Source organism: Pseudomonas sp. TZ252 (assembly GCF_056110345.1).
Genome location: NZ_CM148566.1, coordinates 3,315,127 through 3,335,663, shown reverse-complemented (window position 1 = coordinate 3,335,663; position 20,537 = coordinate 3,315,127). Strand labels below are relative to the sequence as shown.

The window sequence follows — 20,537 nt, the reverse complement described above, 5'->3', positions numbered from 1 at the left end:
CCAAATGGGAATGACTCTCTTTTCCATTCAGGCTATCACGCCACCAGAATATTCCTCAATGGGGAATAGATTCCTCATTGCGAAATATGAAATCTCCTACGCCCGTCCCTTCCGCGGCGCCCCACCGCCCCGGGGAATCGGTATCATGGGCGCCGCCCGCGCCACCGCAGCGCGGACCGAAGCCTATGGATCAACCGTGGTGAGGAGACCGAGCCGTTGAATACTTCGCAGCCCCCGGCGCACGAGATGCCGGACGCCCCGGGCGAAAAGCGCTCCGGCACCATCCAGTCGGTGTCCATCGCCGCGCGCTTCCTGAAGACCCTGGCCAACGCCGAAGGCGAGCTGGCCCTCGGCGAAGTGGCCCGGCGCACCGGCACCGGCGGCTCCACCGCGCACCGCTACCTGCAGAGCCTGGTGAAGGAAGGCCTGGCCCGCCAGGACCCGCTCAGCGGTCTCTACGACCTCGGGCCGGCGGCGCTGAGCATCGGCATAGGCGCGCTGAAGCGGATCGACGCGGTGGATATCGCCGCCCGCCACATGAAGGCCCTGGCCCAACGGCATGCCGCCAGCGGCGGGGTGGCGATCTGGACCGAGCGCGGCCCGACCCTGGTGCGCTGGTACCGCAGCGCCTATTTCTCGATCAACCCGCTGGCCCTGGGCGATATCCTGCCCATCGACAATACCGCTTGCGGCCTGGTGTTCCAGGCCTTCCTGCCGAAGGCCGTGGTCGACGCCGCGCGCAAGCAGCAACCGGCGCACTTCCGCGGCAGCCCGCCGAGCCGCGCGCTGCTCGACGAGGTGCGTGAGCGCTGCTGGGCCGAACTGACCAGCCACCTGCTGTCGAATGTCACCGGCCAGGCGGCGCCGGTGTTCGACGCCCAGCAGGAGATCGTCTGCGCCATGACCACGGTGACCGATCTCGGCCAGTTGCAGTCGGCGGAAGACCGCGACGCGCTGTTCCACGAGGCGCTGCAGGTCAACCAGTCCACCGGTGGCCTGGTACTCCACCCCGGCATGCGGCCGCCGCCGCGCTGAGCCACCTCAGCCCCGCGCGTCGGCGGCGATCCCGCGCGGCACCAGCAGCGGCGTGCCGCTGACCGGGTCGGCGATGATCAACGAGCGCAAGCCGAACACCTCCTCCACCAGACGCTCGGTGAAGATATGCGCCGGCGCGCCCTCGGCGAGGATCGCGCCGTCACGCATGGCGATCAGGTGCGAGGCATAGCGGCAGGCCTGGTTGAGGTCGTGCAGCACGGCGACGATGGTGCGCCCCTGGCGATTCAGCTCGGCGAGCAGTTCGAGCAATTCGATCTGGTGGACGATATCCAGGTAGGTGGTTGGCTCGTCGAGCAGCAGCAACGGGGTTTCCTGCGCCAGCACCATGGCGACCCACACGCGTTGCCGCTGGCCGCCGGAGAGCGCATCGAGCGGTCGCTCGGCCAGGCCGTCGACCCGCGTGGCGCGTAACGCCGCCGCTACCGCGCGCTCATCCGCCGGCGACCACTGGCGCAGGAACGACTGGTGCGGATAGCGCCCGCGCGCCACCAGCTCGGCCACCGTGATGCCATCCGGCGCCAGCGCGCTCTGCGGCAGCAGGCCGAGACGCCGCGCCACTTCCCGTCCCGGCAGGCTGTGGATATCCCTGCCGTCCAGCACCACCCGGCCCTCGGCCGGCGCCAACAGGCGCGACAATGCCGCCAGCAGGGTCGACTTGCCGCAGGCGTTGGGCCCGACGATCACACTGAACGAACCCTCGGGGATGGCCAGCGAGAGATTCCGCGAAACGGTTCGCGCGTCGCGGCGCAAGGTCACGGCGTCCGCGTGCAGGCGATGGGTCATGGGAGGTTCCTGGATAAGAATGGCTCGAATATGTGGAATCGATTCTACATTATGGAATAGACTGCATGAGAAGCATTATCATATGAATCCGTCCGCCCGGCTTCCCCTACAGCGAAAACAGCCTTCATGCCGACCCGCCGCCGCTCCGCCCTGCCGTTACTCGCCCTCGCCCTGAGCCTGTTCGCCACCCTCGCCGCGGCCGGGGAGCCGAAGCCGGCGCGGATCGTCTCCACCACCCCGAGCGTCACCGGCATCCTGCTGGCGATGGACGCACCGCTGGTGGCCAGCGCCGCCACCACGCCAAGTCGCCTGACCGACGCCAAGGGCTTCTTCTCGCAATGGGCGAAGGTCGCCGACCAACGTGGCGTCGAGGTGCTCTACCGCAACCTGCGCTTCGACATCGAAGCGGTGATCGCCCAGGATCCGGACCTGCTGGTCGCCTCCGCCACCGGCGCCGACAGCGCCGCGCCATACCGTGCGGAGCTGGAGGCGCAGGGCGTACCGACGCTGGTGGTCGACTACTCGAAACACAGCTGGCAGGAACTGGCTACCGAGCTGGGCCGGCACACCGGCCTGGAACGCCAGGCGCAGGCCGCCATCCAGCGCTTCGACGCCTACACCGCCGAAGTCGCCGCGGCCATCGCGCCGCCGCAGGGCCCGGTCAGCGTGGTCGGCTACAACATCGCCGGCAGCTATTCCATCGGCCGCCAGGCCAGCCCCCAGGCACGCCTGCTCGAGGCCCTCGGCTTCCAGGTGGCGGAACTGCCGGAGGCGCTGGCAGGCAAGGTGACGCGCGCCTCGGACTTCCAGTTCATCTCGCGGGAAAACCTGCCCGCCGCCATCGCCGGCGACAGCGTGTTCCTGCTCGGCGCCAGCGACGACGACGTGCAGGCGTTCCTCGCCGACCCGGTGCTGGCCAACCTGTCGGCGGTCCGCGAAAAGCGCGTGTACGCCCTGGGCCCCAGTTCCTTCCGCATCGACTACTACTCGGGACGGCAGATGATCGACAACGTCGCCCGCCATTTCCGCTGAGCCATGCGCCCGTTCGCCGGAAGTCCGCTCATGCAGGCGTCCCCGATGCGCCGCCGGCGCCTGCGCGCCTGGGGCCTGCTCGCCGGCGCGCTGCTGCTCGCGCTGGCGGCCCTGGCCAGCCTGGCGCTGGGCTCGCGGCCGGTGCCCCTGGCGGTCACCCTGGACGCCCTGCAAGCCGTCGATCCGCACGATGATCGCCACCTGGTGGTACGCGAACTGCGCCTGCCACGCACCCTGGTGGCGCTGCTGGCCGGCGCGGCGCTGGGAGTGGCCGGCGCGCTGATGCAGGCGCTGACGCGCAATCCGCTGGCCGAACCCGGCCTGCTGGGGATCAACGCCGGCGCGGCGCTGGCGGTGATCGTCGGGGTCGCGCTGTTCGACCTGGCGAGCATGGGCCAGTACCTCGGTTGCGCCTTCCTCGGCGCCGGCCTGGCCGGCATCGCCGTATTCCTTCTCGGCCAGGCCCGCGAGACCGGCACCAACCCGGTGCGCCTGGTGCTGGCGGGTGCCGGCTTGTCAGTGATGCTCGCCTCGCTGACCGGTATCATCGTGCTGAACGCCCCGCCGGAAGTCTTCGACCGCTTCCGCCACTGGGCCGCCGGCTCGCTTTCCGGCAGCGGCTTCGCCCTGCTCGGATGGCCGGGCCTGGCCATCGGCGCCGGGCTGGCCGCCGCCTTCGCCCTCGCCGCCAGGCTCAATGCCCTGGCCCTGGGCCAGGAGATCGGCCGGGCGCTCGGCGTCGACCTGCGCCTGACCTGGCTGCTCGCCTGCCTGGCGGTGATGCTGCTGGCCGGCGCGGCGACCGCCCTGGCCGGGCCGATCGCCTTCGTCGGCCTGGTCGCCCCGCACCTCGCGCGACTGCTGGCCGGACCGGACCAGCGCTGGATCCTGCCTTTCTCGGCGCTGATCGCCGCCGGCCTGCTGCTCGGCGCCGACATCCTCGGGCGGCTGCTGGCGGCGCCGGCGGAGATCGCCGCCGGAATCGTCGCTTTGCTGCTCGGCGGACCGGCCTTCATCGTCCTGGTCAGGCGCTTCCGCCTGAGCCGCCTGTGAACGGTCTCCACGCCCTGCGCCTGGGCTCCCTGTCGCTGCGTTGGCGGCCACGGGCGGCGCTGGCCTGCCTGGTCCTCGCGGGGGTCGGACTGGCGCTGGCGGCGGCGCTGCTGGGGACCGGCAGCCTGGCGCTGGGCCCGGCAGAGGTGTTCGCCAGCCTGCTCGGCCAGGGCCAGGACCCCACCGCCCAGCGCATCGTCCAGCGCGTACGCCTGCCACGGGTGCTCACCGCCTGCCTGGTCGGCGCCGCGCTGGGCATGGCCGGGGCGATCTTCCAGTCGATCTCGCGCAATCCGCTGGGCTCGCCCGACGTCATCGGTTTCACCACCGGCGCCGCCAGCGGCGCCATCGTGCAGATCATCCTGTTCGATGCCGGCCCGCTGGCCACCTCGCTGGCGGCGCTGGCCGCCGGCCTCTGCACGGCGCTGGCGGTGGTGCTGCTGGCGCGCCGGGGCGCCACCGCCGGCGGCTACCGCCTGGTGCTGGTGGGCATCGGTGTCGGCGCCAGCCTGTCGGGCCTGAACAGCCTGCTGCTGGTCACCGGCAACCTCGACCAGGCGATGTATGCCCAGCTCTGGCTGGCCGGCTCGCTGAACACCCGGACCTGGTCGCACGTCGTCCCGGCAGCGCTGGGCCTGCTCGCCAGCGTGCCGCTGGCGCTGTACCACGGTCGTCGCCTGGAAGTGCTGGAGCTGGGCGATGCCAGCGCCGCCCAGCTCGGCGTGGCGGTGGAGCGCGTGCGCTTGCAGATGGTCCTGGTCGCCGTCGGCATGACCGCCATCGCCACCGCCGCGGCCGGCCCCATCGCCTTCATCGCCCTGGCCGGCCCGCAACTGGCCCGGCGCCTGACCCGCTCGGCCGGGGTGCCGTTGCTGTCCGGCGCATTGATGGGCGCGGTCCTGCTGCTGGCCGCCGACCTGCTCGGCCAGCGCCTGGCATACGTCGCCAACCTGCCGATCGGCCTGATGACCGGCCTGCTCGGCGGTTTCTACCTGCTCTGGCTACTGCTGCGCAGCCGCCGGATCTGAGCCCCGGCCTCAACGACCGCCCAGGCTGCCGCCGCCGTCGACACCGATCACCTGGCCGGTGACGAACGAAGCGCCCTCGCTGAGCAGGAACTCGATCAGCGCGGCCACTTCGTCCGGCCGCCCGAGCCGCTGCATGGGGATGGTCGAGAGAATCCGCCGTTCCTCCTCGCCGCCGACCGGGCGGGTCTGGCGGAACAGCTCGGTCTCGATCGGCCCGGGCGCCACCGCGTTGACCGTGATGCCCAGCGGCGCCAGCTCCAGCGCCCAGGTGCGAGTCACCCCGACCAGCGCGCTCTTCGCCGCGGCGTAGGCGGTGCGTTCGCGGGCGCCGTGGATCGCCCGGCTGCACAGGTTGACGATGCGGCCCGCCGGCGAACGCTTGAGCCCCGGCAGGCAGGCCTGGGCAAGCTGCACGGCGACCCGCACGTTGAGGTCGAAGACCTGTTGCAGAGCGGCCAGGTCGAGGTTCTCCAGGCTTTGCGGCAAGGCGATCCCGGCGTTGTTGACCAAGGCATCCACGGCGCTTTCCGAGAGCAATCCGCGCAGCGTCTCGGCGGTTTGCGCAGGATCGGCCAGGTCGCAGCACAGCAGACGTCCAGGAAAGTCGTCGCTCGCATGGCGGGCGATGCCCACTACACTCCAGCCGGAGGCCGCCAAGCGCCTGGCCAGGGCCAGGCCGATGCCACGGGTGGCGCCGGTGACCAGCGCGGTACGATGATTCGTCATGACGATTCCCCTGTGTGAAATGGTCCCCCCGACGCCGCACCTTACGCCTCGCCGGCGGCCGGCGACAGCCCGCGGACTTTCTCCGACGCCGCGCTTCGGCGGCAACCCCAGACACTGGCCAGGACCTGCGAGGCCGTTGCCGCGCCCCGCCAGGGAAGCCGCGAGCGCCGGCCAGGATGTACACTGCATCCCCTGTATCGACCCGGCCGCCTCGCGGCCCCCGTCGCAGCAAGCAGAGAACAAGAGGAACGATGATGAGCGTCGCTAACGGTCTCCCCGTCTCCATTCGCCAGGCGGTGACAGCATGATCGAGGTCACCGAGGTTTCCATCGCCGAGCTGCGTGACGCGCTCGAGTCCGGTCGTACCACGGCGGTCGAACTGGTCCAGGCCTACCTGGCGCGGATCGACGCCTACGATGCACCCGGCACGCCCACCGCGCTGAACGCGGTGGTGGTGCGCAATCCCGATGCGCTGGCCGAAGCGCAGGCCTCCGACGCCCGCCGGGCGCGTGGCGAGCCCCTCGGTCCGCTGGACGGCATTCCCTACACCGCCAAGGACAGCTACCTGGTCAAGGGCCTCACCGCGGCTTCCGGCAGCCCGGCGTTCAAGGACCTGGTGGCCCAGCGCGATGCCTTCACCGTCGAGCGCCTGCGCGCCGCCGGGGCGATCTGCCTGGGCAAGACCAACATGCCGCCCATGGCCAACGGCGGCATGCAGCGCGGCGTCTACGGCCGCGCGGAGAGCCCGTACAATGCCGCCTACCTCACCGCGCCCTTCGCCTCGGGGTCCTCCAATGGCGCCGGCACCGCCACCGCGGCCAGCTTCGCCGCCTTCGGCCTGGCCGAGGAAACCTGGTCGAGCGGGCGCGGCCCGGCGTCGAACAACGGCCTGTGCGCCTACACCCCTTCGCGCGGGGTGATCTCGGTGCGCGGCAACTGGCCGCTGACGCCGACCATGGACGTGGTGGTGCCCTATGCGCGGAGCATGGCCGACCTGCTGGAAATCCTCGACGTAGTGGTCGCCGACGATCCCGATACTCGCGGCGACCTCTGGCGCATGCAGCCCTGGGTGCCGATCCCCAAGGCCTCCGAGGTACGCCCGGCGAGCTACCCGGCCCTGGCCGCAGGCGCCGAGGCCCTGGCCGGCAAGCGCTTCGGCGTGCCGCGCATGTTCATCAACGCCGACCCCGATGCGGGCACCAGCGAGTCCCCCGGGATCGGCGGCCCGACCGGCCAGCGCATCCATACCCGGCCCTCGGTCATCGCCCTCTGGGAACAGGCGCGCAAGGCCCTGGAAGCCGCCGGCGCCGAAGTGATCGAGGTGGACTTCCCGCTGGTGTCGAACTGCGAAGGCGACCGACCCGGCGCGCCCACCGTGTTCAACCGCGGCCTGGTGTCGAAGGAATTCCTCCACGACGAGCTGTGGGAACTCTCGGCCTGGGGCTTCGACGACTTCCTGCGCGCCAATGGCGATCCGAAGCTGAACCGCCTGGCGGATGTCGACGGCCCGCAGATCTTCCCCCACGACCCCGGCACCCTGCCCAACCGCGAGGGCGACCTGGCCGCCGGCATGGACGAATACGTGCGGATGGCCGAGCGCGGCATCAAGCCCTGGGACCGGATCGCGACCCTCCCCGATGGCCTGCGCGGCCTCGAGGAAACCCGGCGGATCGACCTCGAGGAGTGGATGCGACGCCTGCGCCTGGACGCCGTGCTCTTCCCCACCGTCGCCGACGTCGGCCCGGCGGACGCCGACGTCAACCCGGCCTCGGCCGACATCGCCTGGAGCAACGGTGTCTGGGTCGCCAACGGCAACCTCGCCATCCGCCACCTCGGCGTGCCGACGGTCACCGTACCGATGGGGGTGATGGCCGACATCGGCATGCCGGTGGGCCTGACCTTCGCCGGCCGCGCCTACGACGACTCGGCGCTGCTGCGCTTCGCCGCGGCCTTCGAGTCGACCGGCTCGCGGCGTATCGTGCCGCCGCGTACTCCACCGCTGGCAAGCAAGTGAAAGGCGCGGGCGGAAGGCTTCGCGTCTTGCGCCCACGCTGTTCCGTTCAAGGGAGTTATCGATGCAGCGACTCTTCGTCTACGGCAGCCTCGGCCCCGGCCGTCCCAACGAACACCTGATGCAGAAGATCGGCGGGCAATGGCAGGCGGCCAGCCTCCGCGGTCGCCTGCTGGAAAAGGGCTGGGGTGCCGGGATGGGCTTTCCGGGCCTGGCGATCGACGCCGACGGCGAGGAAATCCACGGCCATGTGTTCGTCTCCGACCGCCTCGCCGAGCACTGGCCCGCGCTGGATGAATTCGAAGGCACCGAATACCGGCGCGTGGCGACCCGGGTAACGCTGGCCGACGGCGCCCAGGTCGATGCCTACGTCTACGCCCTGCGCGACTGAGCGCTTGCCGGCGGCCTAGGGATTCGCACGCAAACCGCGCAGGGTCTTCGCGAGGACCCCGACCGCCGCCTCCAGCTCGTCCGTGGTGTAGGCGGCGAAGCCCATCAGGAAACCCGCTCGCGGTGGCGCGGCGAGATGCAGGGCGCTGAGCCCGACCAGCTCGACACCGGCGCGGTATGCCGCCGCGATGGCGCGCGTTTCGTCGATTCCCGCGCAAAGCAGCCCGGGCATCTGTAGCCCGCCGGCCGGCACGCGCGGCTCGACCAGGCCGCCCAGACGCTTGCCCACCCGCTCCGCGAGGAATCCCAGGCGCTCGCCGTAGAGATTGCGCATGCCGCGCACATAGGCGCCGAAATGGCCGCCGGCGATGAAGCGCGCCAGGGTCAGTTGCGCCAGCGAGGCGTTGTGCCCGTCCTGCAGGGAGCGGGCGACGGTCATCGGCGCCACCAGCGCCGGCGGCAGAACCATGTAGCCGATGCGCAGGCCGGGAAACAGCGACTTGGTGAACGTGCCGATGTAGAGCGTCCGCTCGTGGGCGTCCAGGCCTTGCACGCAGGCGGTGGGCCGGCCGGCGTAGTGGAACTCGCTGTCGTAGTCGTCCTCGATGATCCATGCCTGCTGCCGCTGCGCCCATTCGATCAGCGCCAGGCGGCGCTCCAGCGACAGGGTCACGCCGGTCGGGTAATGGTGCGACGGGGTCAGGCACAGCGCCCGCGCTGCCTGCGGCTGGGCGAGGATCGGCTCGGGCCGCAGGCCCTGTTCGTCGACCGGGACCGGCAGGCACTCCAGGCCTGCGGCCTCGAAGGCCTTGCGCGCGCCGTAGTAGGCCGGGTCCTCGACGAATATCCGCTCGCCGGCGTCGAGCAGCACGCTGGCGCAAAGACCCAGCGCCTGTTGCGAACTGGTCAGCACCAGTACCCGGTCGGCCGTGGCCCGTGCGCCACGCTCCAGGTTGACGTAGTCGGCGATCGCCTGGCGCAGCGGTTCGGCACCCTGCGGGTCGCCATGGGTCAGGGCGCGCGCGCCGTATTCCTTGAGGACCTGGCGCTGCAGGCGCTCCCAGGTCGCCAGGGGAAAGGTGCGGGTCTCCGGCACGCCGGGAGCGAAGGGGCGCGGGACGAGCTGCTCGCGAACCCCGCCGCCAGCCTGCATCGCCTCGCCACGCCGGCTCAGTCGCGGCGCGCCGCCGCCCCGTCGTGGAGCGCCCGCGCCGCGCCGGCCGGGGGACAGCCGGGTAGCCGCGGCGACCACGCTGCCGCTGCCGACCCGACGCTCGATGAAGCCCTCGGCATGCAGGTGCGAATAGGCCGCTTCGACGGTGTCGCGGGATACCCCCAACGACTGCGCCAGCGCCCGCGAGGCCGGCAACGGATTGCCCGGCGCCAGCGCACCGTCGAGGATCAGTTGGCGGATCGCGCGCTGGATTCGCGCATGCAGCGGCAGGGCCTGGAGCTGTGGATGGAGGAGGCGCGCCTTGACCGACTCGAGCAGTGACTGCCTGAACAAATGGTCTGCCCTCGATTATCTAATTGGTGGGGTATGGCAAGCCATTAGGCGGCTATAAAAACAGCCGGGTCAAGACCCTCGGTCCCGGCCTCCGCCGGATCGCCCCATCAAGCCAAAGAAGGAAGCACTGGATGCAATCCCTGCACACACTGGTATCGGTACGCCCCGTGGCACACGAGGACTTCGAGCAGTGGCTCGAATACTGGAAGGCCTACCAGGCGTTCTATGAAGTCGAACTCTCGGCACAGGCCACCGAGGCCACCTGGCGGCGCTTCTTCGACGAGGGCGAACCGATGCACTGCGCCGTGGCCACCGACGGTAGCCGCCTGCATGGCATCGTCAACTTCCTCTACCACCGCTCGACCTGGGCGGCACAGGACGTCTGCTACCTGGAAGACCTCTATGTCTCGCCCGACGTGCGCGGCCAGCAGATCGGCAAGCAGTTGATCGAGTACGTCCGCCGGCAGGCCGAGGAACGTCGCTGCGCGCGGCTCTACTGGCATACCCAGGAAAGCAACCACAGGGCGCAGCGCCTGTACGACTGGGTGGCGGACAAGCCGGGGGTGATCGAATACCGCATCGAGCTCTGAACCGGCCGCGCGACCGGAGCCTCGGCGCGGCGGACCCTCGACGCGGTTCTCAGTCCCAGGCCGGCGCCAGGCCCTGCGGACTGACCTCGCGGCCGTTACGCTCGAGGCCGGCGATGCGCGCCATGTCCTCGGCGTCCAGGCGCAGGTCGCGCGCCAGCAGGTTGCTGGCGAGGTTCTCGCGGCAGGTCGAGGACGGAATCACCGCGTAGCCCAGTTGCATCGCCCAGGCCAGCGCCACCTGGGCGACCGTGGCCCGGTGCCTGGCGGCTATCCCGGCCAGCGTCGGGTCCTTCAGCACCTTGCCGTAGGCCAGGGTCATGTACGAGGTGACCGCGATGCCCTGCTCCTCGAGGTAGGCGGTCAGCGCGCGGTTCTGCAAGTAAGGGCTGAGTTCGATCTGGTTGGTGGATATCTCGCCCGCACCGACCGCGGCGATGGCCTGGCGGGTCAGTTCGATGTTGAAGTTGGAGACGCCGATCCGCCGGGTCAGGCCCAGGGACTTGGCTTCCGCCAGCGCCGCCATGTACTCCGCCAGCTCGACGCCGTTGCCGGGTGCCGGCCAATGGATCAGGACCAGGTCCAACCGGTCGGTGCGCAGTTTCTCCAGACTCTCGCGCAGGCTGGCGAGCAGCTTTTCGCGGGCGTAGTTGTCGACCCAGACCTTGGTGGTGAGGAACAGCTCGGAACGCGGTACGCCGCTCTCGGCGATCGCGCGGCCGATATCCGCCTCGTTGCCGTAGATCTGCGCGGTATCGATGGCGCGATAGCCCAGTTCGAGGGCGCTGCGCACCGAGTCGACGACGACCTGGCCGGTAAGGCGGAAGGTGCCGAGACCGAAGGACGGGAGGGGGTGGATGGTGGACGACATGGCTGCGCTCCGTGGACGGGATGGCTCGAATGAAGCGCAGTGTGGCGGCTTACATCTCTTCGATTAAGACCCGAATCGAGCAAATTCATTTGCGCTGGAGTCACGAATCCAGACGGCCTTCACGGGAGGTATCCAGCGGAAATCCCCGTCAGCCGCTGGCAGGACGCAGTTCATCGGATTCCTGCGAATACTACTGATAACGATAATCTATATCATTTACTCCATTTTTACATTTACATACACTTGCCCCGCCGCGAATTCCTACGCCGGTTTCCCACATAAACAAGAAACGCAGCCGGTCGCGCCAACGGCCTGCCTGCGCCGCCATCCAGGACACTGCAGATGAAACACGTCGTTTCCAGTGCGTTATTGCTCGGTCTCTCCTCGCTTTCCCTGGCCGCCCAGGCCGCTCCCATCGCCCTTGACCTTCCCGCCCAGCCCCTGGCCGCATCCCTCGAGCAATTGCAGGGCGCCAGCGGCCTGCGCATCCGTTTCGACCGCGCGGCCGTGGCCGACCGGCGCGCACCGGCCCTACGCGGCACGCTGGAGCCAAGCGAGGCACTGCAGCGTCTGCTCGCAGGTTCCGGACTGAGCGGGGAGGTACGGGGCGGCGACGCCTGGGTCGAGGCCGCGGCGACAGGTGCCGGCATCGCCCCCGGCGACAGCGTCGACCTCGGCGCGCTCAGCGTGGTCGCCACCCAGGACCCGGCCACCGCCGCCATCACCGAAGACAGCGGCTCCTACACCACGCGGGCGATGCGCACCTCGACCAAGCTGGCGATGTCGATCCGCGAGACCCCTCAGTCGGTCAGCGTGGTCACCCGCCAGCGCATGGACGACCAGGGCATGCGCGACCTCAACGACGCGGTGAAGGGCGTCACCGGCCTCACCGTGCAACAGTACGGGCCGGCCCGGGTGAAGTACGCGGCGCGCGGCTTCGACGTCGACAACATCATGTACGACGGCCTGCCGACGAGCATTTCCACCTATACCCAGGACGTCATTTCCGCCGCCGACCTGGCCATGTTCGACCGCGTCGAAGTGGTGCGCGGCGCCACCGGACTGATGCAGGGCGCAGGCAACCCGGCGGCGGCGATCAACATGGTGCGCAAGCGTCCGACCCAGGAGTTCCGCGCCTCCCTGCAAGGCAGCGTCGGCACCTGGGACCGCTATCGCAGCGAGGCCGACGTTTCCGGCCCGCTGAACAGCGAAGGAACCCTGCGCGGCCGCGCGGTGGTCGCCTACCAGAAAGGCAACAGCTTCCAGGACTACGTCAGCAGCGAACGCGGCGTGTTCTACGGGATCGCCGAAGCCGACCTGAGCCCGGACACCACCTTCGCCATCGGCGCCTCGAACCAGAACGACAACCGCAACGACAACTGGGTAGGCCTGCCCAGCCCGCTGGGCGGCCGCCACCTGGACCTCAAGCGCTCGTCCTATTACGGCGCCGACTGGTCCTACTGGGATACCGACACCACCCACCTGTTCAGCGACCTGACCCACCGCTTCGCCAACGGTTGGCAGATGAAGCTGGCCGCCGACAAGCTGTGGGCGCGAATCAACATGCTCGGGCTGTACAACGACTGCTACTACTCGACCACCGGCTGCGCCAGCATGACCCAGAACCCCGGCGACTACAGCTACACCGACGACCACGACAGCTATGACGCCTATGCCAACGGTCCCTTCCAGTTGCTCGGCCGCGAGCACGAGCTGGTGGTCGGCGCCAGCTATCGCCAGGAACGCTTCGACGGCCACGGCGGCTGGGGCAGCCTGTTCAACAAGGACGGCACCCCCACCGGGCCGATGGACCCGACCCAGTGGGACCCGAGCTCGACTCTCAAGCCGAGGCTGAACACCAGCCTGTGGGGCATGAAGCTCGACCAGGAACAGAAAGGCGCCTACCTCACCACCCGGTTGAACCTCGCCGACCCGCTGAAAGTGATCCTCGGCGGGCGCCTGGACTGGTACAAGGCCGACGCCGATACCGACAGCTACAAGGTCACCCGCAACGTCACCCGCTATGCCGGGGTGATCTACGACCTGAACCAGACCTACTCGGTCTACGCCAGCTATACCGACATCTTCAAGCCGCAGAGCAACTTCGACGCCGGCGGCGGCCTGCTCGACCCGATCACCGGCAAGAACTACGAGATCGGCCTGAAGGGCGAACACTTCGGCGGCGCGCTCAATTCGCAGATCGCGCTGTTCCAGATCGACCAGGAAAACCGCGCCACCGAGGACGTCGGCGGCCCCTCGCCATGCCCCTTCAGCCCCACCTCGCGCTATTGCTCGCGCGCTTCGGGCAAGGTCCGCAGCCAGGGCGTCGACCTGGAGCTGAGCGGTGCGCTGAGCGACGACTGGCAGATGATGGCCGGCTATACCTACGTCGACGCCAAGTACAAGCACGACAGCAACAAGGCCAACGAGGGCAAGCCATTCGACGCGGCCAAGCCACGCCACCTGTTCAAGCTCGCCACCAGCTATACGCTACCCGGCGAACTGCACAAATGGCGCGTCGGCGGCGACCTGGCCACCCAGAGCAAGACCGAGGACAGCAGCACCGGTTTCCAGCAGGGCGGCTACACCGTGGTCAACGCCATGCTCGGCTACAAGGTCAACGAACGGATCGACACGCGGCTGAACTTCAACAACCTGTTCGACAAGTACTATTACAGCGGCATCGACTTCGGCAACCTCAACTACGGCGAGCCGCGCAACCTGATGTTCACGGTGAAGTACTCGCTCTGATCCCGGACCGCCGGCGTGCCTCCGCAGGCGCGGCGGCGGTGTCCGAACGGCCCTTCGAGGCGCCTCAGCAGGGCCGATAGCGGCGCTCGAACTCGCTCGCCAACTGCTCCAGCGTGACGCTCCCCAGGCGCTCCAGGAGCAACGCCTGCGCCGCCTCGAACGCCTCGCCGAGCGCTTCGTTGACCGCCTGCTCGACCAGGCATTCCGGATGATCGGTAGACAGGCCGATGGCGAAGATCGAGGACGCTCCCAGCGCCTGGTGGATATCCAGCAAGGTGATGTCCGCCAACGGCTTGGCCAGCCGCCAACCGCCGCGATGGCCCTTCTCCGAACTCACGTAGCCTTCGTTCTTCAGCAGCGCCATGGTCCGTCGCACCACCACCGGGTTGGTGCCGAGCATCTGCCCGATGGCTTCGGACGTCGCCGGCCCTTCGTGGCGGGCCATATGGATCAGCACATGGAGCATGCGCGAGAGGCGGGTGTCGTTTCTCATGAACGGCGGGCTCGTGACGGAAAGACCATGAGTATGTCTCGCTACAGAAAAAGTTACGAGAGCGTTGACAAGCGCATCTCATGAAACTTACGTTGTTTCGTGACTATCCGAATGGGAGATACGCCATGACTTTCGACGTGATCATCGTGGGTGGCAGCTACGCCGGCATCTCCGCGGGCATGCAACTGGCGCGGGCGCGGCGCAGGGTGCTGGTGATGGATACGGGACTGCGACGCAACCGCTTCGCCCGGGCCTCCCACGGCTTTCTCGGCCAGGACGGCCGCGATCCGGCGGCCATCGCCGATGACGCCCGCGCGCAGTTGCTGGCCTATCCCAGCGTCGAGTGGCTGTCCGAAGCCGCCGTCGCGGCGAAGAAGGAGGCGGACGGTTTCGTGGTGAAGGCCGCCAACGGAGAACGTTTCACCGCGCGCCGGCTGATCCTCGCCAGCGGGGTCGCCGACGAGCTGCCGGAGATCCCCGGTCTTGCCGAGCGCTGGGGACGGCACGTGTTCCATTGCCCGTATTGCCACGGCTACGAACTGGACGGCGGGCCGATTGGCGTACTGGCGGCCTCGCCGCTGGCCATCCACCACGCCCTGATGTTGCCCGACTGGGGAGCGACCACCTTTTTCCTCAACGGCGTCTTCGAACCGGATGCCGAGCAAATGTCCAGGCTGGACCGGCGCGGCGTGACGATCGAGCGCGAAGCCGTGGTCGCGCTGGGCGGCGCGCGCGCCGACGTGACCCTGGCCAGTGGCCGCACGATTACGCTCGCGGGGTTGTTCACCCAGCCGCGTACGCGCATGGCCAGCCCGCTGGCGGCGTTGCTCGGCTGCGAGTTCGAGGACGGCCCGAGCGGGCCGTTCATCAGGACCGACGGCATGCGCGAAACCAGCGTTCCCGGCGTCTTCGCCTGCGGCGACGCGGCGCTGCCGGCCGGCAACGTCGCCATCGCGGTGGGCGACGGCGCGCGCACCGGTGGCGCGGCGCATCATTCGCTGCTGTTCCGCTGACGCCGGAGGCTGACAGGCCAAGGATCCGGCCCACCGCCCGGCAAATCTTTCGAACTCCCCGGCGCTCCAGCTTTCCACTCTCCTGCATGTCACGCCACGGCGCCCGCCACGGGCGCCCCAGCAGAGGAGAAAACCATGAGCGCGAAGCTGCAAGGCAAGAACGTCCTGGTCATCACCGCCAACACCGGCATCGAGCGCGACGAGCTGCTCGAACCGCTGAAGACCCTGAAGCAACAGGGCGCCACGGTCACCCACGCGACCATCGAGGGCGGCGAAGCGCAGACCTGGGTGCACGACAGCGAGAAGGACCTGATCGTCAATTCCGACGCCAGGCTGCAAGGCCTGCGCGCCGAGGACTACGACTTGCTGCTGGTCCCCGGCGGCACGGTGAATGCCGACACCCTACGCCAGGACAGCGAGGCCCGGCGCCTGGTCAGGGAATTCAGCGACGCAGGCAAGACGGTCGCCGCCATCTGCCACGGCCCCTGGCTGCTGATCGACGCCGGTGTCGCCCGCGGCAAGACCCTGACCTCCTATTCCAGCGTGCGTATCGACCTGACCAACGCCGGCGCGGACTGGGTCGACACGCGGGTGAAAGTCTGCCCGGCGAACGGCTGGACCCTGATCACCTCGCGCAACCCGGGTGACTTGCAGGCGTTCAACGAAGCCATCGGCGAAGCCCTGCAGGCGGCCGCCTGATCGTCATTCGCGGAGGCGACCGGTGGACACCCTGAAGATCGCCACCTTCAACGTCAACGGCATCCAGACCCGGCTGGCCGCGCTGCTGGCCTGGCTGGAGCGGGAAGCGCCGGACATCGTCTGCCTGCAGGAACTGAAAACGCCCGACGCGCGCTTCCCCGCCGCGGCGCTGGAGAAGGCCGGATACGGCGCGATCTGGCAGGGCCAGTCGGCGTGGAACGGCGTCGCCATCCTCGCCCGCGACAGCCAGCCGCTGGAGGTACGCCGCGGCCTGCCGGGCAACGCCAGCGATCCCACAGCCGCTACCTCGAAGCGGCCGTCGACGGCCTGCTGGTGGCCAGCCTGTACCTGCCCAATGGCAATCCCCAGCCGGGACCGAAGTTCGACTACAAGCTGGCCTGGTTCGAGCACCTCATCCGACACGCCGCCGAGCTGATGGAGAGCGGCCATCCGGTGGTGCTGGCCGGCGACTTCAACGTGGTGCCCAGCGACTTCGATATCTACGACACCCGCTCCTGGAAAAAGGACGCCCTGCTCCAGCCGGAGTCCCGCGAGTGCTTCGAGCGCCTCCTGCGGCAGGGCTGGGTGGACGCGCTACGCCAGCGTTTCCCCGACCGGCGCCTCTATACCTTCTGGGACTACTTCCGCCAGCACTGGCAACGCGACGCCGGGCTGCGCATCGACCACCTGCTGCTCAGCGCCAGCCTGGCGGACCACCTGGAAGACGCCGGGGTGGATCGCTGGGTGCGCGGCGAGGAGCACGCCAGCGACCACGCGCCGGCCTGGGTAAGCCTGCGGCGTCCCTCAGAGCCCCGGCGCTAGCCGAGCTGGCCCCGGCACTGCGCATCGGCTCTCACCGCCCCTCCGGCAACCTCGCGACCACCTTGATCTCGAAGCTGAAGCCATACAGCCAGTTCACCCCCACCGCCGTCAGCGTGGGGTACGGCGCCTCGCCCCAGTACTCCGGGACGATCTTCCAGATGCGCTCGAAGTTGGCCTCGGCGTCGACCATGAACACGGTGACGTCGAGCACATCGTCGAACCCGCAACCGGCCGCGGCGAGCACCGCATTCAGATTGTCGAAGGCGCGGCGGACCTGGGTCTCCAGCTCGGGTTCGGGAGAGCCGTCGTCGCGGCTGCCGACCTGGCCGGAGACGAACAGCAGGCCGTCGCTGCGGACCGCCGGGGAATAGCGGTTGCGCTCGTAGAGGGCCTGGCGGCCGGCGGGGAAAACCACGTCGCGTACAGTCATGCGATACCTCCATCCTGGGGCTCCGGCCCCGTCATCGTCGATGGAAGAACGGTAAGGTCGTGCGCGCCGTGGATAAACGCGCAACCCTGGCCATGACTGTTTGTAGAATCCAAACAATCCCCGACGACCCGGAGTCCCGATGGACCGTTTCGATGCGATGCAGGCCTTTGCCCGTGTGGTGGATACCGGCAGCTTCACCAAGGCGGCGGAGACGCTGCACATGAGCCGCACCAGCGTCACCCAGTTGGTCCAGCAACTGGAAGCGCGGCTGCGGGTACGCCTGCTCAACCGCACCACGCGCAAGCTCAACCTGACCGCCGACGGCGCCGCCTACTACGAGCGGGTGGTACGTCTGCTGGCGGAACTGGACGATGCCGAGACCAGCCTCTCCAGCGCCGCCCTGGCGCCCCGCGGGCGTCTCCGGATCGACGTACCGAGCCCGCTGGCGCGGCTGCTGCTGATCCCGGCGTTGCCCGAGTTCCATGCGCGCTATCCGGAGATCCAGATCGACCTGGGCGTGAGCGATCGGCTCGTCGACCTGATCGACGAGAACGTCGATTGCGTCATCCGCGGCGGCGAACTGCGCGACCAGTCGCTGATGGCGCGGCGGGTCGGCGACCTGCAACTGGGGGTCTACGCGGCACCGGCCTACTTGCAGCGCGCCGGCGTGCCGAGCCACCCGCGCGAACTGGAGGACAGCCACCAGCGTATCGTCGGCTTCCTCTGGGCGCGCACCGGCAAGGCCCTGCCCTACGCCATACGCAGGGGCGAGGAATGCCTGCGGGTGGCGGGCCGTCATGTGCTGGCGGTGGACGACGGCAACGCCTACCTGGCGGCCGGGCTGGCCGGCCTGGGCATCCTCTGGCTGCCGCACTACATGGCGCGCGAGCCCCTCGCCCGCGGCGAGCTGCTGCCGCTGTTCGAGGACTGGAGCCTGGAGCCGATGCCGCTGTACCTGGCGTTCCCGCCGAACCGCCACGTCAGCGGCAAGCTGCGGGTGTTCATCGAGTGGGTCGCCGAACTGATCGCGCGGCATGCGCCGCCGTTGCATCCGCCGCTCTGAAACAAGGGCGGCGGCGTATCCTGGAAAACCCTGGAGTAATGGTAAGCGGCCAGGGCTCTATATATGCCCCGCGATTATAGAGATGACTTATACGACCATAAGCCGGATATCCTGGAATTCAACCAAGCCAACATCGGAACGGTTTCCGAGCGGTGAATGGAAGATTCACCCAGCCTTATATTCGGCAGTGGTCAAACCGGATAACTTGAAAATCAGGATTTCGTTAACCCGATCACATCGACAGCTGCACCAGTAAAGCACTCATGCACTACATCCTGCACCTCTCTGAAGCAAACCGAAGGCTCTGCAGAGCCACTCCAGACCAAACTTTAGTTGGTAGAGAGAGCAATCCAACATCAATGGCAAGTGAAGGAAATAGCTATCTATTCTGCTATCCACAAACGCTTCTTCATATTTAATAGCTAGCAGAAACGAATATAAAAAATATTTGAACGACTCCGTCACACCTGCATATCTTTCGCCACGCGAACGATTGAGGAAGTTGCCCTCCCAAAAAACTGAAGGAGTCGATTCATGCATAAGAGAACGTACCTGAATGCATGCCTGGTTCTGGCGTTGGCTGCCGGCGCGAGCCAGGCCTTGGCGGCGCCCGGTGCGAGCGAGATGGCTGGCGACGTCGCCGTGCTCCAGGCCTCCCCGGCGAGCACCGGTCACGCCCGCTTCGCCAACCCCAACGCGGCGATCTCGGCGGCCGGCATCCACTTCGCCGCGCCCCCCGCCCGCCGCGTGGCCCGCGCCGCGCCGCTGGCGCCGAAACCGGGTACGCCGCTGCAAGTGGGCGTGGGCCTGAAAACGGCGACTCCGGAAATCGACCTGACAACCCTCGAATGGATCGACACTCCGGACGGGCGCCACACCGCGCGCTTCCCGATCAGCGCTGCGGGTGCCGCCAGCCTGCGCGCCGCGATTCGCCTGGAAACCCGCAGCGGCTCGCTGCCCGACGACGTGCTGCTGCACTTCGCCGGCGCCGGCAAGGAAATCTTCGAGGCCAGCGGCAAGGACCTCTCGGTCAACCGTCCCTACTGGAGCCCGGTCATCGAGGGCGATACCCTGACCGTCGAACTGGTGCTGCCGGCCAACCTGCAACCGGGCGACCTGCGCCTGTCGGTACCCCAGGTATCGTATTTCGCCGACTCCCTGTACAAGGCCGGCTACCGCGACGGCTTCGGCGCCAGCGGCAGCTGCGAGGTGGATGCGGTCTGCGCGACCCAGAGCGGCACACGGGCCTACGACAACGCCACCGCAGCGGTGGCGAAGATGGTCTTCACCAGCTCGGCGGACGGCGGCAGCTACATCTGCACCGGCACCCTGCTGAACAACGGCAACTCGCCCAAGCGCCAGCTGTTCTGGTCGGCCGCGCACTGCATCGAGGACCAGGCCACCGCCGCGACGCTGCAGACCATCTGGTTCTACAACACCACCCAGTGCTACGGCGACGCCTCGACCATCAACCAGAGCGTCACCGTGCTGACCGGCGGGGCGAATATCCTGCACCGCGACGCGAAGCGCGACACCCTGCTGCTGGAACTCAAGCGCACTCCGCCGGCCGGCGTGTTCTACCAGGGCTGGAGCGCCACGCCGATCGCCAACGGCTCGCTCGGCCATGACATCCACCATCCGCGCGGCGACGCCAAGAAGTACTCGCAGGGCAACGTCTCGGCAGTGGGCGTCACCTACGACGGGCATACCGCCCTGACCCGCGTCGACTGGCCGTCGGCGGTGGTCGAAGGCGGCTCGTCCGGCTCGGGCCTGCTGACCGTCGCCGGCGACGGCTCCTACCAGCTGCGCGGTGGCCTGTACGGCGGCCCCTCGTACTGCGGCGCGCCCACCTCACAGCGCAATGACTACTTCTCCGATTTCAGCGGCGTCTATTCGCAGATCTCCCGCTACTTCGCGCCCTGAGGCCAGCCAGGCTATCGATCGCGCACCGGCGGATAACCGCGCAGCGGTTATTCGCCCTACGCCTGGATCGGCGCGTGAAAGTGCAGCTTCTTTCATCGGTCCGGAACAGGTGCCAACGGCATTATCCGCCGTTTATCCCGCGCAGCGGTTATTCGCCCCACACCCGGATTGGCGCGTGGAAGTGCGGCTTCCTTCATCGGTCCGGGACAGGTAGGGCGCATAACGCCAACGGCGTTATCCGCCGTTTACCCCGTGCAGCGGCTATTCGCCCCACGCCTGGATCGGCGCGTGGAAGAGGG

18 protein-coding genes and 1 pseudogene are annotated in these 20,537 nt (G+C 68.5%); 13 read left to right on the top strand and 6 right to left on the bottom strand.

The genetic code is table 11. The annotated features are described in order from the left end of the window. Positions 1-246: 246 nt before the first annotated feature. A complete protein-coding gene (locus ACYAF3_RS15440; RefSeq protein ID WP_003119004.1) occupies positions 247-1,035 on the top strand; it encodes an IclR family transcriptional regulator in 789 nt (262 codons plus the stop codon). A gap of 6 nt (positions 1,036-1,041) precedes the next feature. On the opposite strand, the gene ACYAF3_RS15435 is transcribed toward ACYAF3_RS15440, so the two are convergent. Beyond that, positions 1,042-1,839, bottom strand: a complete 798-nt coding sequence (locus tag ACYAF3_RS15435) for an ABC transporter ATP-binding protein (protein ID WP_016562281.1) — start codon at positions 1,837-1,839, stop codon at positions 1,042-1,044. Between the two features lie 126 nt (positions 1,840-1,965). Between ACYAF3_RS15435 and fepB the strand changes: the two genes are divergently transcribed. The 3 genes from fepB to ACYAF3_RS15420 are packed head-to-tail and all read left to right on the top strand — an operon-like array spanning position 1,966 to position 4,952. Continuing rightward, complete coding sequence (gene fepB / locus ACYAF3_RS15430; protein ID WP_003093531.1) at positions 1,966-2,871, top strand: Fe2+-enterobactin ABC transporter substrate-binding protein; 906 nt, start codon at positions 1,966-1,968, stop codon at positions 2,869-2,871. Positions 2,872-2,901: 30 nt separating this feature from the next. Further along, positions 2,902-3,924 carry a FecCD family ABC transporter permease gene (locus tag ACYAF3_RS15425; RefSeq protein WP_003118181.1) on the top strand — a complete coding sequence of 341 codons (1,023 nt, stop codon included), beginning with the start codon at positions 2,902-2,904 and terminating at the stop codon, positions 3,922-3,924. Further along, positions 3,921-4,952 (top strand): FecCD family ABC transporter permease, encoded by a 1,032-nt coding sequence (locus ACYAF3_RS15420; RefSeq protein WP_003119001.1) that lies wholly within the window; start codon positions 3,921-3,923, stop codon positions 4,950-4,952. Before ACYAF3_RS15425 ends, ACYAF3_RS15420 begins: the two co-directional genes overlap by 4 nt. A gap of 9 nt (positions 4,953-4,961) precedes the next feature. Here the strand turns inward: ACYAF3_RS15420 and ACYAF3_RS15415 are convergent, their stop codons facing one another. After that, positions 4,962-5,678 (bottom strand): SDR family oxidoreductase, encoded by a 717-nt coding sequence (locus ACYAF3_RS15415; protein ID WP_003101310.1) that lies wholly within the window; start codon positions 5,676-5,678, stop codon positions 4,962-4,964. Positions 5,679-5,982: 304 nt separating this feature from the next. On the opposite strand from ACYAF3_RS15415, the gene ACYAF3_RS15410 reads away from it, so the two are divergent. Continuing rightward, entirely contained in the window at positions 5,983-7,692 is a 1,710-nt protein-coding gene (locus ACYAF3_RS15410; protein ID WP_003101313.1) for an amidase, read from the top strand. 61 nt (positions 7,693-7,753) lie between these two features. After that, positions 7,754-8,080 carry a gamma-glutamylcyclotransferase family protein gene (locus ACYAF3_RS15405; RefSeq protein WP_003093540.1) on the top strand — a complete coding sequence of 109 codons (327 nt, stop codon included), beginning with the start codon at positions 7,754-7,756 and terminating at the stop codon, positions 8,078-8,080. 15 nt (positions 8,081-8,095) lie between these two features. Here the strand turns inward: ACYAF3_RS15405 and pdxR are convergent, their stop codons facing one another. Further along, positions 8,096-9,586: a MocR-like pyridoxine biosynthesis transcription factor PdxR gene (gene pdxR / locus ACYAF3_RS15400; RefSeq protein ID WP_003101316.1), complete on the bottom strand. Its 1,491-nt coding sequence runs from the start codon at positions 9,584-9,586 to the stop codon at positions 8,096-8,098. A 131-nt stretch (positions 9,587-9,717) separates the two neighbouring features. On the opposite strand from pdxR, the gene ACYAF3_RS15395 reads away from it, so the two are divergent. Beyond that, the gene (locus ACYAF3_RS15395; protein ID WP_003159290.1) at positions 9,718-10,176 is read left to right on the top strand and encodes a GNAT family N-acetyltransferase; all 459 of its coding nucleotides are present in this window, start codon (positions 9,718-9,720) and stop codon (positions 10,174-10,176) included. 49 nt (positions 10,177-10,225) lie between these two features. Here the strand turns inward: ACYAF3_RS15395 and dkgB are convergent, their stop codons facing one another. Continuing rightward, entirely contained in the window at positions 10,226-11,044 is an 819-nt protein-coding gene (gene dkgB, locus ACYAF3_RS15390; RefSeq protein ID WP_016263076.1) for a 2,5-didehydrogluconate reductase DkgB, read from the bottom strand. Between the two features lie 342 nt (positions 11,045-11,386). Between dkgB and ACYAF3_RS15385 the strand changes: the two genes are divergently transcribed. Beyond that, positions 11,387-13,795 carry a TonB-dependent siderophore receptor gene (locus tag ACYAF3_RS15385; RefSeq protein WP_128669618.1) on the top strand — a complete coding sequence of 803 codons (2,409 nt, stop codon included), beginning with the start codon at positions 11,387-11,389 and terminating at the stop codon, positions 13,793-13,795. Positions 13,796-13,859: 64 nt separating this feature from the next. Here ACYAF3_RS15385 and ACYAF3_RS15380 read toward each other — a convergent pair whose 3' ends face one another. Further along, positions 13,860-14,288 (bottom strand): Rrf2 family transcriptional regulator, encoded by a 429-nt coding sequence (locus ACYAF3_RS15380; RefSeq protein ID WP_003115857.1) that lies wholly within the window; start codon positions 14,286-14,288, stop codon positions 13,860-13,862. A gap of 80 nt (positions 14,289-14,368) precedes the next feature. On the opposite strand from ACYAF3_RS15380, the gene ACYAF3_RS15375 reads away from it, so the two are divergent. The 3 genes and pseudogenes from ACYAF3_RS15375 to xth all read left to right on the top strand — a co-directional run bounded on the left by ACYAF3_RS15375 (position 14,369) and on the right by xth (position 16,822). Next, a complete protein-coding gene (locus ACYAF3_RS15375) occupies positions 14,369-15,301 on the top strand; it encodes an NAD(P)/FAD-dependent oxidoreductase (protein ID WP_073637146.1) in 933 nt (310 codons plus the stop codon). 135 nt (positions 15,302-15,436) lie between these two features. After that, positions 15,437-16,000, top strand: coding sequence for a type 1 glutamine amidotransferase (locus ACYAF3_RS15370; RefSeq protein WP_003118177.1), 564 nt, complete (start codon positions 15,437-15,439; stop codon positions 15,998-16,000). A gap of 22 nt (positions 16,001-16,022) precedes the next feature. Continuing rightward, positions 16,023-16,822 (top strand): annotated as a pseudogene (gene xth, locus ACYAF3_RS15365) (exodeoxyribonuclease III). Between the two features lie 31 nt (positions 16,823-16,853). Here the strand turns inward: xth and ACYAF3_RS15360 are convergent. Then, positions 16,854-17,252, bottom strand: a complete 399-nt coding sequence (locus ACYAF3_RS15360) for a RidA family protein (RefSeq protein WP_003101334.1) — start codon at positions 17,250-17,252, stop codon at positions 16,854-16,856. Positions 17,253-17,391: 139 nt separating this feature from the next. On the opposite strand from ACYAF3_RS15360, the gene ACYAF3_RS15355 reads away from it, so the two are divergent. Both ACYAF3_RS15355 and piv read left to right on the top strand, forming a co-directional pair. Continuing rightward, positions 17,392-18,315: a LysR family transcriptional regulator gene (locus ACYAF3_RS15355; protein WP_023082755.1), complete on the top strand. Its 924-nt coding sequence runs from the start codon at positions 17,392-17,394 to the stop codon at positions 18,313-18,315. A gap of 534 nt (positions 18,316-18,849) precedes the next feature. After that, positions 18,850-20,238 (top strand): protease IV, encoded by a 1,389-nt coding sequence (piv, locus tag ACYAF3_RS15350; protein WP_003101348.1) that lies wholly within the window; start codon positions 18,850-18,852, stop codon positions 20,236-20,238. Positions 20,239-20,537: the final 299 nt, after the last annotated feature.

Coding starts and splice junctions, on each gene's coding strand:
- ACYAF3_RS15440 (WP_003119004.1), top strand. CDS start 247: ATGCCGGACGCCCCGGGCGAAAAGCGCTCCGGCACCATCCAGTCGGTG.
- ACYAF3_RS15435 (WP_016562281.1), bottom strand. CDS start 1,839: ATGACCCATCGCCTGCACGCGGACGCCGTGACCTTGCGCCGCGACGCG.
- fepB (WP_003093531.1), top strand. CDS start 1,966: ATGCCGACCCGCCGCCGCTCCGCCCTGCCGTTACTCGCCCTCGCCCTG.
- ACYAF3_RS15425 (WP_003118181.1), top strand. CDS start 2,902: ATGCAGGCGTCCCCGATGCGCCGCCGGCGCCTGCGCGCCTGGGGCCTG.
- ACYAF3_RS15415 (WP_003101310.1), bottom strand. CDS start 5,678: ATGACGAATCATCGTACCGCGCTGGTCACCGGCGCCACCCGTGGCATC.
- ACYAF3_RS15410 (WP_003101313.1), top strand. CDS start 5,983: ATGATCGAGGTCACCGAGGTTTCCATCGCCGAGCTGCGTGACGCGCTC.
- ACYAF3_RS15405 (WP_003093540.1), top strand. CDS start 7,754: ATGCAGCGACTCTTCGTCTACGGCAGCCTCGGCCCCGGCCGTCCCAAC.
- ACYAF3_RS15395 (WP_003159290.1), top strand. CDS start 9,718: ATGCAATCCCTGCACACACTGGTATCGGTACGCCCCGTGGCACACGAG.
- dkgB (WP_016263076.1), bottom strand. CDS start 11,044: ATGTCGTCCACCATCCACCCCCTCCCGTCCTTCGGTCTCGGCACCTTC.
- ACYAF3_RS15385 (WP_128669618.1), top strand. CDS start 11,387: ATGAAACACGTCGTTTCCAGTGCGTTATTGCTCGGTCTCTCCTCGCTT.
- ACYAF3_RS15380 (WP_003115857.1), bottom strand. CDS start 14,288: ATGAGAAACGACACCCGCCTCTCGCGCATGCTCCATGTGCTGATCCAT.
- ACYAF3_RS15375 (WP_073637146.1), top strand. CDS start 14,369: ATGAAACTTACGTTGTTTCGTGACTATCCGAATGGGAGATACGCCATG.
- ACYAF3_RS15370 (WP_003118177.1), top strand. CDS start 15,437: ATGAGCGCGAAGCTGCAAGGCAAGAACGTCCTGGTCATCACCGCCAAC.
- ACYAF3_RS15360 (WP_003101334.1), bottom strand. CDS start 17,252: ATGACTGTACGCGACGTGGTTTTCCCCGCCGGCCGCCAGGCCCTCTAC.
- ACYAF3_RS15355 (WP_023082755.1), top strand. CDS start 17,392: ATGGACCGTTTCGATGCGATGCAGGCCTTTGCCCGTGTGGTGGATACC.
- piv (WP_003101348.1), top strand. CDS start 18,850: ATGCATAAGAGAACGTACCTGAATGCATGCCTGGTTCTGGCGTTGGCT.